9 protein-coding genes and 1 pseudogene are annotated in these 13,252 nt (G+C 69.4%); 5 read left to right on the plus strand and 5 right to left on the minus strand.

Going from position 1 to position 13,252, the window contains the following annotated elements; all coding sequences use genetic code 11:
- Positions 1 to 83 (plus strand): annotated as a pseudogene (locus A5789_RS35395) (F420-dependent glucose-6-phosphate dehydrogenase); the annotation flags it as partial.
- A gap of 173 nt (positions 84 to 256) precedes the next feature.
- The gene (locus tag A5789_RS08380; RefSeq protein ID WP_064903795.1) at positions 257 to 2,599 is read left to right on the plus strand and encodes a serine/threonine-protein kinase; all 2,343 of its coding nucleotides are present in this window, start codon (positions 257 to 259) and stop codon (positions 2,597 to 2,599) included.
- A 4-nt stretch (positions 2,600 to 2,603) separates the two neighbouring features.
- Here the strand turns inward: A5789_RS08380 and A5789_RS08385 are convergent, their stop codons facing one another.
- Both A5789_RS08385 and A5789_RS08390 read right to left on the minus strand, forming a co-directional pair.
- Positions 2,604 to 3,113, minus strand: coding sequence for a nitroreductase/quinone reductase family protein (locus tag A5789_RS08385; RefSeq protein WP_063015257.1), 510 nt, complete (start codon positions 3,111 to 3,113; stop codon positions 2,604 to 2,606).
- Positions 3,114 to 3,164: 51 nt separating this feature from the next.
- Positions 3,165 to 3,956, minus strand: a complete 792-nt coding sequence (locus A5789_RS08390; protein WP_064903794.1) for an LLM class flavin-dependent oxidoreductase — start codon at positions 3,954 to 3,956, stop codon at positions 3,165 to 3,167.
- A 176-nt stretch (positions 3,957 to 4,132) separates the two neighbouring features.
- Between A5789_RS08390 and pta the strand changes: the two genes are divergently transcribed.
- Together pta and A5789_RS08400 are read left to right on the plus strand one after the other, a co-directional pair.
- Positions 4,133 to 6,214 carry a phosphate acetyltransferase gene (gene pta / locus A5789_RS08395; protein ID WP_063015266.1) on the plus strand — a complete coding sequence of 694 codons (2,082 nt, stop codon included), beginning with the start codon at positions 4,133 to 4,135 and terminating at the stop codon, positions 6,212 to 6,214.
- 73 nt (positions 6,215 to 6,287) lie between these two features.
- Entirely contained in the window at positions 6,288 to 7,484 is a 1,197-nt protein-coding gene (locus tag A5789_RS08400) for an acetate kinase (protein ID WP_064903792.1), read from the plus strand.
- A 7-nt stretch (positions 7,485 to 7,491) separates the two neighbouring features.
- On the opposite strand, the gene A5789_RS08405 is transcribed toward A5789_RS08400, so the two are convergent.
- The 3 genes from A5789_RS08405 to A5789_RS08415 are packed head-to-tail and all read right to left on the minus strand — an operon-like array spanning position 7,492 to position 12,431.
- Entirely contained in the window at positions 7,492 to 10,110 is a 2,619-nt protein-coding gene (locus A5789_RS08405; protein ID WP_082940551.1) for a serine/threonine-protein kinase, read from the minus strand.
- A 3-nt stretch (positions 10,111 to 10,113) separates the two neighbouring features.
- Entirely contained in the window at positions 10,114 to 11,085 is a 972-nt protein-coding gene (locus tag A5789_RS08410; RefSeq protein ID WP_063015254.1) for a glutamate ABC transporter substrate-binding protein, read from the minus strand.
- The gene (locus tag A5789_RS08415) at positions 11,082 to 12,431 is read right to left on the minus strand and encodes a hypothetical protein (RefSeq protein WP_064903791.1); all 1,350 of its coding nucleotides are present in this window, start codon (positions 12,429 to 12,431) and stop codon (positions 11,082 to 11,084) included. The genes A5789_RS08410 and A5789_RS08415 overlap by 4 nt, the downstream gene beginning before the upstream one ends.
- Before the next feature lie 146 nt (positions 12,432 to 12,577).
- Between A5789_RS08415 and A5789_RS08420 the strand changes: the two genes are divergently transcribed.
- On the plus strand, positions 12,578 to 13,249 hold the full coding sequence (locus A5789_RS08420) for an NUDIX hydrolase (protein ID WP_082857083.1): 672 nt from the start codon (positions 12,578 to 12,580) through the stop codon (positions 13,247 to 13,249).
- Positions 13,250 to 13,252: the final 3 nt, after the last annotated feature.

A 13,252-nucleotide genomic window follows, 5' to 3' on the forward strand; every position in this document is an offset into this window, starting at 1 on the left:
TCTTCCACGCCCCGGGCCACGATCAGCGTCGTTTCCTGGATCTGTTCGCACGCGACCTCGCCCCGCGCCTGCGCGCACTCTGAGCCTTCCCGCGCGTCCGCTCCCTCGGATGTCACGCTCGGGCGGCCGAGCGTGACATCCGTACGTTCCGGGCCGGTACGGTGCGGAGCCGCCCGCTGTGTGTCCGTTCCGCCTGGTCCGTCCGTCCCTCGCAGGCCGGTCGGACTCGGTAGGGTGCTCACGGCGAGGAGGAGTAATGCTGTATTCGGGGGAGTTGTTCGCGGGCTACCGGATCGAACGGGTGCTCGGCGCTGGTGGAATGGGTGAGGTCTACGTCGCCCGGCACCCGCGGTTACCGCGATCGGACGCGGTGAAGGTACTACCGGCCCAGTACGCGGCCGACCCGGAGTACCGGGCGCGGTTCGAGCGGGAGGCCGATCTGGCGGCGAGTCTGTCACATCCGGCGATCGTGAAGGTGTACGACCGCGGCGAGTACGAGGGCCGGCTGTGGATCGCGATGGAATTGGTCGACGGCGTCGATGTCGCCCAGCGACTGGCCGCCACCGGGCCGTTCGGGATCGATGAGGTGATCCGGATCGCGGAAACCGTTGCGGGAGCACTGGATCGCGCGAATGCGCAGGGTTTGATGCACCGGGACGTGAAACCGGCGAACATCCTGCTGAGCCGGGACGGTGACGTGCTGCTCACCGATTTCGGCATCGCCCGGCAGGCCGCCGCGGGTGCCTCCGATCTGACCGGAACCGGGGTCATGATCGGCACCCTGAACTATGCGTCGCCGGAGCAACTGAGCGCGCAACCGCTGGACGGACGCAGCGATCAGTATTCCTTGGCCTGCACCGTCTTTCACGTGCTCACAGGCGACGCGCCGTTCGCGGACGCCAATCCCGTCGTGGTCGTCACGCGGCATGCCACGGCCACGCCACCGAGCGTGCGGACGGCGCGTCCGCACCTGCATCCGGACGTGGACGCGGTCCTCGCGCGGGCGATGGCGAAGCGACCGGAGGCACGGTTCGCCTCGTCGTCGGAGTTCGCGGCGGCGCTGGGTGCGGCCTTGCGGGCCGACACTGCCGGCCCGCCGCCGGGCGATCCGCAGGCGGCGATCGCGACCGTGCTCGCGGGACAGCACGTACCGTCGCGGGGCCGGTCGGAAGCACAGACCGAATCACCGACGGTGCTACCGCGAACCGGTGCACCGTCGAGTGGAATCCGGTGGGGCGCAGGTATCGCGGTCCTGATCGTGATCGCAATCGTGACGGTTTTCGTGGTGCGGTCGGCCGGCTCCGATGAGGTCGGTCCGACCGATGCCGCCCGGGCGCTAACCCGGATCTCGGTCACTCCGCAGAGCCCGGATCTGAGTGCCGAACCCACCGGGAAGCGGTGGTCGGCCGACGGCTCGGAGCTCCCGATCGGCGGCACGGACAAGGTGGTGCTCTACAACGGCACCGAGAAACTCGACATCATCGATGTGGAGTCGGGTGCGCTGTTGCACAGCGTCGGTGTGGGTTACATCTCCTACGCCGAGTGCGTGTTCACGGCCTCGGGCCGCTACGCCGGCTGCCGTACGGAGGCCGGGGACAGCGCCGCCGGAACCCGGGACGTGAATTCGGATTCGTACGCGACGCTGCTCATCGATACGCAGGCGGGCGTGATCTCCGGCCGCCTGCCGGCCGCCACCGAAATCGTCTCCGCAGGCGAAACCTTCGCCACGTTCGAACCCGAGCGCGAAGGGGCCGGGACGGGTTCGGTCATCGCCGCGGACGTCAGCGGCAAGGTGCTCTGGCAGGCCGACGACATTCAGCCGGGCCTGGTCCACGGTTCCGGTGTGCTGTCGCTGCAGAAGAATCCCGTGTCCGGTGATCCGTTCTCGAAGGCCGGTTTCGAATTGCGGAATATCGAAACCGGGAAGGTCGTGTATCAGGTGGCTCCGGACCACGTTCAGCCGAATACGGTGTGGGCTCCGGATTGGCTGGCGTACTCCGGCGGATTCGCGATCGGTGCGGACTTCTTCGCTCTCGACGGAACGAAGCGCGCCGGTGCCGGTCCCGGCTGGCGGGTCGTGGCGAGCCAGCCGTATGCCACCCAGGGTGACGATCCGGCGCCGAACGGCAACGACAAGCGCTACGCCGAACCGGACACGGCCCCGGCGCTGCCGGTGATGACGAACCGCGGCATGCTCGCCGCCTTCGATCCCGCGACCGGGTCCATGCTCTGGTCCAGGCAACTGCCGAAGGAAGCGAGTTACGGCCACGGTGTGTCCGTCGCCGGAATCGGCAGCAAAATTCTGATTCGCTGGGACACCACCACGAAATCCGGCTCCGACTACCTCGAGAACAGATACAAGCTCGCCTACGCCTGGTTCGACGCGTACACGGCCGAGGGCGGTGTACTGCCGGACAACCAGGTCCCCTGGGCCACCGATGGATCAAGGGTGGTCACCGTCGCGCGTGGCGGTCAGGGCGGCATCACCGTCGTCGCGGCCGGAACGAATCGGCAACCGGTGTGGTCACTCGACTTCGGCAGCAGCCCGATCCGGACCTTCGCAGGGCGGGCCTATCTGTCCCACAGCCGGATCGTGTGAACACTCACGCCCGGGTCAGGGCGAACAGGCGCAGATCGCGCGTCGTGCGGCTGCGGTAGGCGGCATAGGCTTCGGTCGTCTCCACGAACCGGTCGAAGATCCGCTGCTTACGCTCCGGATCCTCGATCAGCTGTGCGCGCACCGGAATGCTCTGTCCCGCAAGGGTTACGGTCGCCTCGGGGTCTGCCAGCAGGTTGGCGGTCCACGCCGGATGGCTGGACTGACCGAAGTTGCTGCCGATCACGTACAGCGTGTCGCCGTCGTGGACGTACAACAGCGGGGAGGTGCGGGGCTGCCCGGACTTGCGGCCGGTGGTGGTGAGCAGGACGATCGGCGCGCCGATCGGTCCGAGCACGGTGTAGCGAGCGCCGGTGCGCTGCAACACCTTTCGGTCCAGCGGGGTGAGGGTGCGGACCACCCGCGAACCGAACTTCGTCGCGGCGAACGCGCTCGCGGTGCGTCCGAGCAGACCGGTCCGCGAACCCCACTGCCGATCCGGAAACTGTGCCGTCATGGACAGTGATCCTAAGGCTCCGGCCGCAGTCGCGAGGGCGGGTGAGAGCGTTTACCGCCGGATCGCGGCCGCGAATTCGTAGCCCCGGCGCCAGTCGCCGTCGCGCGGCGCGGTGAGCAGGTGTTCCACACCCGCCTCGGCATAGGCGTCGAACAGTGCTCGGGCTTCGCCGAGTTCGGCGGGTAGCGGCGTGACGACTGAGACAGTCGGTGTGTTCCGGCCGAATTCCGCGGCGAATTCGGTCACTTCCTTTGTGGCAGTGGCTACTTCCTGCGGCGCGAGGCCGATCGCGAGCCAGCCGTCGGCGAATTCGGCCGCCCCGCGCCGGGCACGCGGACCGTCGCCGGCCACCAGAATCGGCGGAACTTTCGCACCGGGTGCGAGCGTGACCTCGGTGCCGTCCGGCAGGACGGCGGGCCGGCCCGCGATCAGGTCGGGCAGTACGCGCAGATTCTCGTCGGTGCGCCGGCCCCGGTCGGCGAACGACAGCCCGGCCGCTCGCCAGCCGATATCGCCGTGGGCGGGATTGCCGGTGCCGACACCCAGCAGGAGCCGATCCGAGGACACGTACTGCAGCGCGCCGATCTGCTTGGCCGCCCACGCGGCCGGGCGCAGTGCGAGCAGCAGCACGCCGTAGCCGATCCGAATCCGTTCGGTCACCGCCGCCGCGGTCGCCAGCGTGACCGAACTCTCCAGAATCGGCGCGCTGGCCACGAGGTGGTCGGTCGACCACACCGAATCGAGCCCGGCCTCCTCGGCGAACCGCGCCGCGGCGCCGACATCGCCGAGGATCGGCTGCTGGGGATCGGGAGTGGAGGTGGGGAGGAAGGTTCCGAGTTGCATGAGACGAGACTATGGGCTGATCGTGAGCCGTTGAATGGTCGAGAAGCGCACGAGTATGTCCGTAACACTCATCGAGCCCGCTTGCAGAACCGGTCCACAGTCAGCCGAATGTGATTTCACCGGCACCGCCCGTGCGGACGACCGCGGGCGCGGATCCCCTCACTAAGCTCGGGACCATGGCCGAACCCGCACCCTCCATCGTGTTCATCGCGTCACTGGAAGGTGACACCGGCAAATCCACCGTGGCGCTGGGCATGTTGCAGATGCTCTCGGCGACGACGCCGCGGGTGGGCGTCTTCCGGCCGATCACCCGGTCCAACCGAGGCCGCGACTACATTCTCGAGCTGCTGCTCGAACACTGCACCGCCGATATCGACTACGACCAGGCGGTCGGGGTGACCTACGAGCAGGTGCACGCCGATCCCGACGCCGCGATCAGTGAGATCGTGATGCGCTTCCACGAGGTCGCCAAGGTCTGCGACGCCGTGGTGGTGGTCGGCAGCGACTACACCGATGTCGCCGGGCCCAGCGAACTGCGCTACAACGCCCGGATCGCGGTCAACCTCGGCGCGCCGGTCCTGCTGGTGCTGCGCGGGGCCGGTCGCAGCCCCGAGGAGGTCGTGCAGGTCGCCCGGGTCTGCGAGGCCGAACTCGAACACGAGCACGCGCAGCTCATGGCGATCATCGTCAACCGCTGCGATCCCGAGCGGCTCGAGGACGTGCGGAAGGCGATGGGGGTGCTGCCCTGTCCGTCGTGGACGATGCCGGAGGTGCCGCTGCTGACCGCGCCGACCATGAACGAACTCTGCGAGGCCATCGACGGCACCGTCTACTCGGGCGATCCGGAACTGCTGCAGCGCGAGGCGCTGAAGGTGATGGTCGGCGGGATGACCGCCGAGCACATTCTCGAGCGGCTCAGCGACGGCGTCGCGGTGATCGTGCCGGGCGACCGCTCCGACGTCCTGCTGTCGCTGGTGAACGCGCACGAGGCGGAGGGATTTCCGTCGCTGTCGGGCATCATCATGAACGGTGGCATGTTGCCGGATCCGGCGATCGCGCGCCTGATGGAGGGCCTCAAGCCGAAACTGCCCATCCTCACCACGCAACTGGGCACATTCGACACCGCCAGCGCCGCCGCCCACACCCGCGGGCGGGTCTCGCTCAGCAGTATGCGCAAGGTCGACACCGCGCTGGCGCTGATGGAGCAGCGGGTGGACAGCCGGAAGCTGCTGGATCTCATCGAAGTTCCGGTGCCGTCGGTGGTCACACCGCAGATGTTCGAATATCAGCTGGTGGAACGAGCTCGTGCCGATCCGCGCCGGATCGTGTTGCCGGAGGGCGACGACGATCGCATCCTGCGGGCGGCCGGCCGCGTGCTGCAACGCAAGATCGCGGAGCTGACCATCCTCGGTGACGAGGCCACCGTGCGTGCCCGTGCGGCCGAACTCGGCGTCGATATCGAGGCCGCCCAGGTACTCGATCCGCGGACCAGCGAGTTGCGCGCGGAGTTCGCCGAAGAGTTCGCGCGGCTGCGCGCGCACAAGGGAATGACGGTCGAGCGGGCCCGCGAATACATGGCCGACATCTCGTATTTCGGCACCATGATGGTGCACCGGGGCATCGCCGACGGCATGGTCTCCGGCGCCGCGCACACCACCGCGCATACGATTCGGCCCTCGTTCGAGATCATCAAGACCGAACCCGGCGTCTCGACGGTGTCGAGTGTGTTCCTGATGTGCCTGGCCGATCGGGTGCTGGCCTACGGTGACTGCGCGGTGGTGCCGGATCCGACCTCCGAACAGCTCTCCGATATCGCGATCTCCTCCGCCCGCACCGCGCAGCAGTTCGGGATCGAGCCCCGGGTGGCGATGCTGTCGTATTCGACGGGCGAGTCCGGTTCGGGTGCCGATGTCGACAAGGTCAGGGCCGCAACCGAACTCGTGCACCGGCGCGCGCCGCAGCTGCCGGTGGAGGGGCCGATCCAGTACGACGCCGCGATCGAACCGACGGTCGCCAGCGCCAAACTCCCGCATTCCGATGTCGCCGGGCGCGCGACGGTGTTCATCTTCCCGGACCTCAATACCGGTAACAACACCTACAAGGCCGTGCAGCGCAGCGCGGGCGCGGTGGCGATCGGACCGGTGCTCCAGGGATTACGCAAACCGGTCAACGACCTGTCGCGCGGCGCCCTGGTGGCCGACATCGTGAACACTGTGGCTATTACGGCGATTCAGGCGCAGCAGCAGGAGGCACGGTGAGCGACCATCGCGCAGCGGCTCGCTGTGCCGACCGGGTGCGGGTGGCCCGCAGGACACAGGAGGCGCGGGGCTGATGCAGGTATTGGTGATCAATTCGGGGTCGTCGTCGATCAAATATCAACTGCTGGACCCGGTTTCGGCGCATGTGGCGGCGTCCGGGCTGGTGTCGCGCATCGGGGAGCCGGTATCCGAGGACGAGGTCACCGTCGAACATCACAGTGACGGAAAGAATTTCGAGCACACCGGCCAGATCTCCGATCACGCCGCCGGGCTGCGGGTGGTGTTCGACCTGTTCGCCCGCAGCGGTCACGATCTGAGTGGCGAGGGGCTCTCGGCGGTCGGACATCGGGTCGTGCACGGTGGCGAGGTCTTCTACGAACCGACCCTGATCACCGATGCCGTGGTGGAATCCATCGACAAACTCTCCACCCTGGCGCCACTGCACAATCCGGCCAACGTCACCGGTATCCGTTCCGCGCGTGCCCTGCTGCCCGATCTCCCGCAGGTCGCGGTCTTCGACACCGCCTTCTTCCACGGACTGCCCGACGCCGCGAAGACCTATGCCATCGACGCCGGTGTCGCCGCCGCGCACGGTGTCCGGCGCTACGGGTTTCACGGCACCTCGCACGAGTACGTGTCCGGGCGGGTGTCCGAACTGCTCGGCGGCGACCCGTCCGAGCACAACCAGATCGTCCTGCATCTGGGCAACGGCGCCTCGGCCTCGGCGATTCGCGGCGGCCGGGCCGTGGACACCAGCATGGGACTGACGCCGCTGGAGGGACTGGTGATGGGCACCCGGTCCGGCGATATCGATCCGGGTATTCCGCTGCACTTGGCGCGGACCGCGGGGCTGGACATCGACGGCATCGACGAACTGCTCAACCGCCGCTCCGGCATCAAGGGGTTGTCCGGGGTCAACGACTTCCGGCAGTTGTTCGGGCTGATCGAATCCGGCGATGCCGCGGCGCGTTTGGCGTATGACGTCTACGTGCATCGGTTGCGCCATTACATCGGCGCCTATCTGGTGGATCTGGGCCGGGTCGACGCGATCACCTTCACCGCCGGAGTCGGGGAGAACAACGCGCAGGTGCGCGCCGACGCGCTGGCCGGGCTGGAACGCTTCGGCATCGCGGTGGATCCGGTGCGCAACACCGCGAAAGATCGTACGGCGCGCCGTATTTCGCCTGGGGACGCGGAGGTGGCCGTGCTGGTGGTGCCGACCGACGAGGAACTGGCCATCGCCCGCGCGGCGGTCGCGCTGGTGGGCTGAACGGGGCTCAGAACCAGCTCTTGGCGCGAATCGCGTTCGCCAGATCCACCAGCGCGTACCGGTGCGTCCGGCCGGGGGCGGTGCGGGCCAGTGCGCGCAGGCCCGATTCGATCCCCCGCCGCAGCCCGCGTTCGGTGAACGGTTGTCCGAGCAGGGTGCGGTCGGACGCCTGAGGGCGGTTCCCGGCCTGCAACCACGCCAGAGCGGTGCCGAGCACCAGGACCCGCAGCTGCGCGACCCGGCGTTCCGCGGCGGGCAGCGCCTGCAACCGCGCCGCGGCGACGTGCAGGGTCGACTCCGCCGGCCGATCGGTGCCGACGTGCGCCTGCCGGCGATCGCCGCCGCCTTCGGACTCCGTGCCGCCGGGCTCGGTGGGGTGTCCGGTGAGGAGTAACAGGACCGCGGTCAGCCGCGCCTCGGTGTAGTGGCGGGAGGCGGAGGGGACCTCGTCCAGGGCCGCCACCGCCGCGGTGACCCGGCCGTCGGCGGCCAATTGCCGGGCGAGCCCGAAGGCCGCGCTGACCACGCCGCGGTCGGTCCGCCACACCGTCGCGTAGAACTTCTCGGCGCAGTGCCGCCACTGCGCGGGGTCCGGCGAATCCCACTGTTGCAGAACCAGTTCCGCGGTCGCGGCGATGGCGAGTTTGGGTGCGATCTCACCGGGCAGCGCGCACAGCACCGCGTCGAAACAGTCGTAGGCGCGTTCGTAATCCTGCTCGCGCAACGCGATCAGGCCCTGGAACCAGTCGGTGCGCCAATCCTGTACGCCCAGGTGACCGAGCAGCTCGCGGGCCGCGGCCGGCTGGTCGAGATCGAGGTGGATGCGCACCTCGGCCAGGGTGGCCTCGGTGGCGAAACTGTCCGGCGCGCCACCCGGCGCGGTCTCGGCTCGGCGCCGCGCGGCCCGCACCGCGTCGAGGGCATGCTCCGGTTCGGAATGCACGGTCCCGGCCAGCAGCGCGGCCGAGGGATCGGCCGGATCGATCAGCGGCACCGGCAGGGCGGCGGCGATATCGCGGGCCGCGAGACTCTTGTCGCGGACCACGCCGTCGGCGTAGACGTCGGTCTGCCCGATCAGCTCGTCGGTGCCGAAACTGGTACGCGGCGGGCTGAACAGCGTCGAGAGCTGCGGATGTTCGGTACCGGTGTCGGTGGCCAGGATTTCGCGCAGCACACCCGCGAGCTGTGTGGTCATCACCCGGGCCGAGGGGAAACGGCGGTCCGGATCGGGATCGGTCGCGGTCAGCAACAGCCGATGCAGGAATTCGTACCGAGCCAGCACCGGTTCGATGTCCGGATGCGGGATGCCGTCGGTGTAGCGGCCGGCGACCATCGGGATGTTCACGGTCAGCACCGCCAGGGTCCGGCCGACCGTGTAGATGTCGGTGGCCGCCGTGGGGCCGGTGGTGGCGATCTCGGGCGCCTGGAAACCCTTGGTGCCGTAGAGATTTCCATACGAGTCGAAGGGAGCCGTCGCGCCCAGGTCGATCAGTTTCACCTGGTCCTCGGTGACCATGATGTTGTCGGGCTTGAGGTCGTTGTAGGCCAGCTCGAGCGCGTGCAGATATTCCAGCGCGGGCAGGATCTCCAGGATGTAGGCGATCGCCTCGGGCACCGGCATCCGCTCCGGCCGCGGATGTGTGTCGAGCAGATCGCGCAGCGAACGTCCGCCCACGTACTCCATGACGATGTAGCCGATCGGCGAGCCGCCGGGCCCCGGATGTTCGACGAAGTTGTGAATCTTGACGATGCTCGGATGGGCCAGTTCGGCCAGATATTGCCGTTCGGCGACGGCGACCGCCTGGGCCTCGGCATCGCCGCCGTGCAGCAGGCCCTTCAACACCACCCAGCGGTCGCTGACATTGCGATCGATCGCGAGATAGATCCAGCCGAGTCCGCCGTGCGCGATACAGCCCTGGATCTCGTACTGTCCGGCGACGCGATCGCCGGCACGCAGATAGGGGCGGAAATCGTAAGGGGCGCCGCAGTTGTCGCAGATTCCGACGGCAGTGGCGGCGTGGGCAGGCGTCGTGCGCCCGACCGGCCGGCCGCAGCGCCAGCAGTACCGCCGCCCCTCGGCCACCACCGGATCGGCGAGGACGGCCACCATCGGATCCATCTGCGGCACAGTGGGAATCGGCACCAGGCCGGCGCCCAGGCGGCGCACGGTCGGGCGGGAGCGGACCGTGCGCCCGCTGCGCCCGGTGGGGCGACTCGGCTCGCTCGCATACGACGAGGTGTCGGGACCTCCGGTGCCGGTCGCGGCGGCAGCGGTGTCGGGGCCGGTGAAAGGCGTTGCGGCCGTGGACGCGTCGGCGCGCTGCGTGCCGGGGATGTTTTCTGTCCCGGTGGTGCGCTGGACTTCCGGGGTGCGTTCGGGCCCTGGGGTGCGTTGCGTGCCGGGGGTGTTCCGCGGCCCTGGGGGGTGCTGAGTTGCCGGGGTGCGCTGGGGCTCGGGAATGTGCCGGGTCCGGGGGTGGTGCCGTGACCCGGGAGTTCGCTGGGTCGGCGGCGGTTCCGGGGCACGGCGGGGCTGCGGTGTCGTCGGATTGTCGCCGGTATCCGGGGTGGAGGTGAGCGACGTCGGCGGGGGATCGGATTCGGAGAATGCGTGGTGTTCGGACATCGATCAGTCCCGATAGGTCGGTTCCGGCGGTCCGGCCGCGGGACCCAGCGCGGGCGCCAGCCAATGCTGATAGAGCCGATCCCAGGTCCCGTCGGTGCGCAACCGCTGCAGGGTGGCATTCACGAATCGGACCATATCGTCGTTCCCCTTCGGCACGCCGACGCCGTAGGGTTCGTCGCTGAGGGCGGGACCGACCACCTCGGCGTAGGGATCCTGCGCCGCCAGCCCGGCGAGCAGCGCGTCGTCGGTGCTGACCGCGTCGACCTGGCGCTGCTGCAACACCACCAGGCAGTCCGCCCAGGTCGGGACCGTCATGATCGCGGCCGTCGGCTGGATGTGCCGAATCCGGTCGAGGGAGGTGGTGCCGCCCACCGCGCATACGCGTTTGCCGGCCAGATCCGCCATCGAGCCGATGCCGGAGCCCTTCACGGCCAGCACGCGCTGATGCGACATCAGATACGCGGTGGAGAAGTCCACGCGCTGACGTCGATCGCAGGTGATGGTCATGGTCTTCACCACGACGTCGACGCTGTGATCCTGCAGTGCCCGTTCGCGATCCGCCGAGCCGAGGATCCGGTATTCGATGCGGCGCGGATCGCCGAACAGATCGCGCGCGATCTCGGCGGCGACGTCGACGTCGAATCCGGCCAGGGTGCCGCTGATCGGATCGCGGAAGCTGAACAGATTGCTGCCCGGGTCAAGGCCGACCAGCAGGCGCCCGCGCGCGCGGACGGCGTCGAGGGCCGGTCCGTGGTCGGCGCCGGGACGCAGGCTGGCGGTGGGATTGCCGCATTGTGGTTCGAGATCGGATGCGGGGGCCGACTGCGGTTGTGTCACAACGGCATTGGCGGGCAGTGGCGGTTCGGTGTAATTGCCGCTGCCGCCGGTGCGCGGGGTGGCCGGCGCACCGCCGCAGCCCCCGGCCAGCAGAGCCGATGCCGCCAATGCCGCTGCCGCGACCCGCCTCGCCCTCATCGGTACTCCCTCAAACGCGGCCACAACCCGGCCACCACGAACACCGCCGCCAGCGCGGCCAGCGTGAGTGCGCCCGGCGCCAGGAAATCCAGCGCACGCGCGGCATCGGATATCTCCCCGCGCAACGTATTTCGGGTTTCCCCCATGCCGGCGGCGAGCGCGGTGTCGAGGGTGTCGACGGCGGCGCTGGCCTGCGCCGGGTCCGCGCCGATCGCCACCACGGTGGCCGCCGGGAAATCGCCGCGGCCCAGCGCGTCGTTCATCCGCTGATGTGCCGAGCGCCAACGGCCCAGTGCCGCATGCGCATTGCGCACATCGTCGGCCCCCGGTGCGTCGCCGGGATAGTGGGTGAGCAGATCGTCGAGCCGCGCGGTGGCCGTGTCGTAGGTGTGGTCGTAGTCGCCGCTGGCATCGCGGCGCACCAGTTTCAGCGTCTCCGCCGCGCGCGCCTGCTGGGCGAGGATTCGGCTCTCGGTCAGCTGTGCGCCCGGGACCGCGCCGTCGTCGCGTCCCGAGCTGGTCGCCACCGCCGAGAACGATCCGGCGATCACCGTCCAGGCCAGCAGGATCAGCAGAATGCCCGAGGCCACCAGCAGCCCCGGATTGAGCACCCGATGCCAGCGCCGGGCCAGATAGAACTGCGCCGCCACCAGTGCGGCGAGGGTCAGGATCGGCAGCACGATCGCCGCCCACGGCGGCCGCACGTGCCGGCGCTGGGTCGCCGCGATCGCCGCGGACCGGTGCTCCTGCAACTCCTGTGCGGTCGGAAGCATGGTGGTCTGCATGAGATTCGACGCCTCACTCAGATAGGCGGCGCCGACGGGATGGCCTTCGCGATTGTTGGCGCGTGCAGTCTCGATCAGCCCGGTGTAGACCGGCAGTTCGGTGGCCACACCGGTGCGCAGGCGGGTGTCGGCGTCGGGCGTGGCCGAGCCGGGCGTCCCGGCGTTGTCGGACTGGGCCACCAGTTCGGCCGCGGCCTCACCGACCGCCTGGTCGTAGCGATCGCGCACCGGTTTCGGCTCCAGCCCGCCCGAGATGAAGGCGGTGCCGGCGGCCGCGTCGGCTACCGAGAGCGAGGTGTAAAGATGCTGGGCGGAATTGGCGTCGGGTTCGGCCTCGTCGAGCAGATAGTCCAGGGCGTGCTGGCGGTTGCCCACCTCGCCCGAGGTCACGGCGCCCGCGACCAGGCACAGCCCGAGCAGCAGCAGGCCCAGCGCGATCAGCCGGGCGGGGGACGAGCGCGCGAACGCCCGGACATCGGTCGCGTCGAGCCGGCTGCGCACGGCGGCCGCCGCGGCCCGCGGGGACAGCTCGTCGAGCTGCGAATGCCCGATTCGAGCCATGCCCACCTCCGTTCGTTCAGCGGGTTGCATTGTGCGGACTGAGCTTATTGTGGTCGTACCGGTACCGCCCGATATGTGTCGGTCACGACGGCGGTACCCGGAGGCCGGCGATCAGGACGCCGGCGCGGATCGGGACGAGGCGGAGCATGCGCGGTGACGGAGACGGCTTCTTGGAAAGCCCCGATGGGACGCGGCAGTGGGGCCTGTTCGGGGCCGCCGGACTGCTGCTGCGGGCACCCCGGCAGGGCGGCGGCGCACTGGTGCTGCTGCAACATCGGGCGCCGTGGAGCCATCAGGGCGGAACGTGGGCGCTGCCCGGTGGTGCACGCGACAGTCATGAGACCAGCGTGCACGCTGCGGTGCGCGAGGCGCAGGAAGAAGCCGGAATCGATCCGGATGCGGTGCGGGTGCGCGGCAGCCGGGTGACGAGTACCGCGGACTCCGGCTGGACCTACACCACCGTGGTGGCCGATGTGTCGGAAACCTTGGCTACCACGGCAAATCGCGAAAGTGCGGAGCTGGCGTGGGTTCCCGAGGAGGAGGTCGACGCCCGGCCGCTGCATCCCGGATTCGCCGCCGCATGGCCCGGATTGCGGGCGGCCGCTGCCCGGCTCGAACTCGACGGCCTCGCCGAGGCGGCCGCCATCGCGGCGGCGCTGCCGCGCACGGTCGACCTCGCCGATCGCGGATTCCTGTGGCTGGACGCCCACGACTCCGCCGCGCCGACCGCCCGGATCGCGCAGCGCGAGAACGGATCCGGCGGATTCGTGCGGTACGAGGAAACGCTGGTCCTGACCCTGGACCAGGTGCTGGGCTGAACG

Origin of the sequence: Nocardia sp. 852002-51101_SCH5132738, from assembly GCF_001665695.1 — a bacterium.
Taxonomy (GTDB): Bacteria; Actinomycetota; Actinomycetes; order Mycobacteriales; family Mycobacteriaceae; genus Nocardia; species Nocardia nova.

What these genes read in the sequence shown, in the direction of transcription:
- A5789_RS08380 (WP_064903795.1), top strand. Translation starts at nt 257, where the DNA reads ATGCTGTATTCGGGGGAGTTGTTCGCGGGCTACCGGATCGAACGGGTG.
- A5789_RS08385 (WP_063015257.1), bottom strand. Translation starts at nt 3,113, where the DNA reads ATGACGGCACAGTTTCCGGATCGGCAGTGGGGTTCGCGGACCGGTCTG.
- A5789_RS08390 (WP_064903794.1), bottom strand. Translation starts at nt 3,956, where the DNA reads ATGCAACTCGGAACCTTCCTCCCCACCTCCACTCCCGATCCCCAGCAG.
- pta (WP_063015266.1), top strand. Translation starts at nt 4,133, where the DNA reads ATGGCCGAACCCGCACCCTCCATCGTGTTCATCGCGTCACTGGAAGGT.
- A5789_RS08400 (WP_064903792.1), top strand. Translation starts at nt 6,288, where the DNA reads ATGCAGGTATTGGTGATCAATTCGGGGTCGTCGTCGATCAAATATCAA.
- A5789_RS08405 (WP_082940551.1), bottom strand. Translation starts at nt 10,110, where the DNA reads ATGTCCGAACACCACGCATTCTCCGAATCCGATCCCCCGCCGACGTCG.
- A5789_RS08410 (WP_063015254.1), bottom strand. Translation starts at nt 11,085, where the DNA reads ATGAGGGCGAGGCGGGTCGCGGCAGCGGCATTGGCGGCATCGGCTCTG.
- A5789_RS08415 (WP_064903791.1), bottom strand. Translation starts at nt 12,431, where the DNA reads ATGGCTCGAATCGGGCATTCGCAGCTCGACGAGCTGTCCCCGCGGGCC.
- A5789_RS08420 (WP_082857083.1), top strand. Translation starts at nt 12,578, where the DNA reads ATGCGCGGTGACGGAGACGGCTTCTTGGAAAGCCCCGATGGGACGCGG.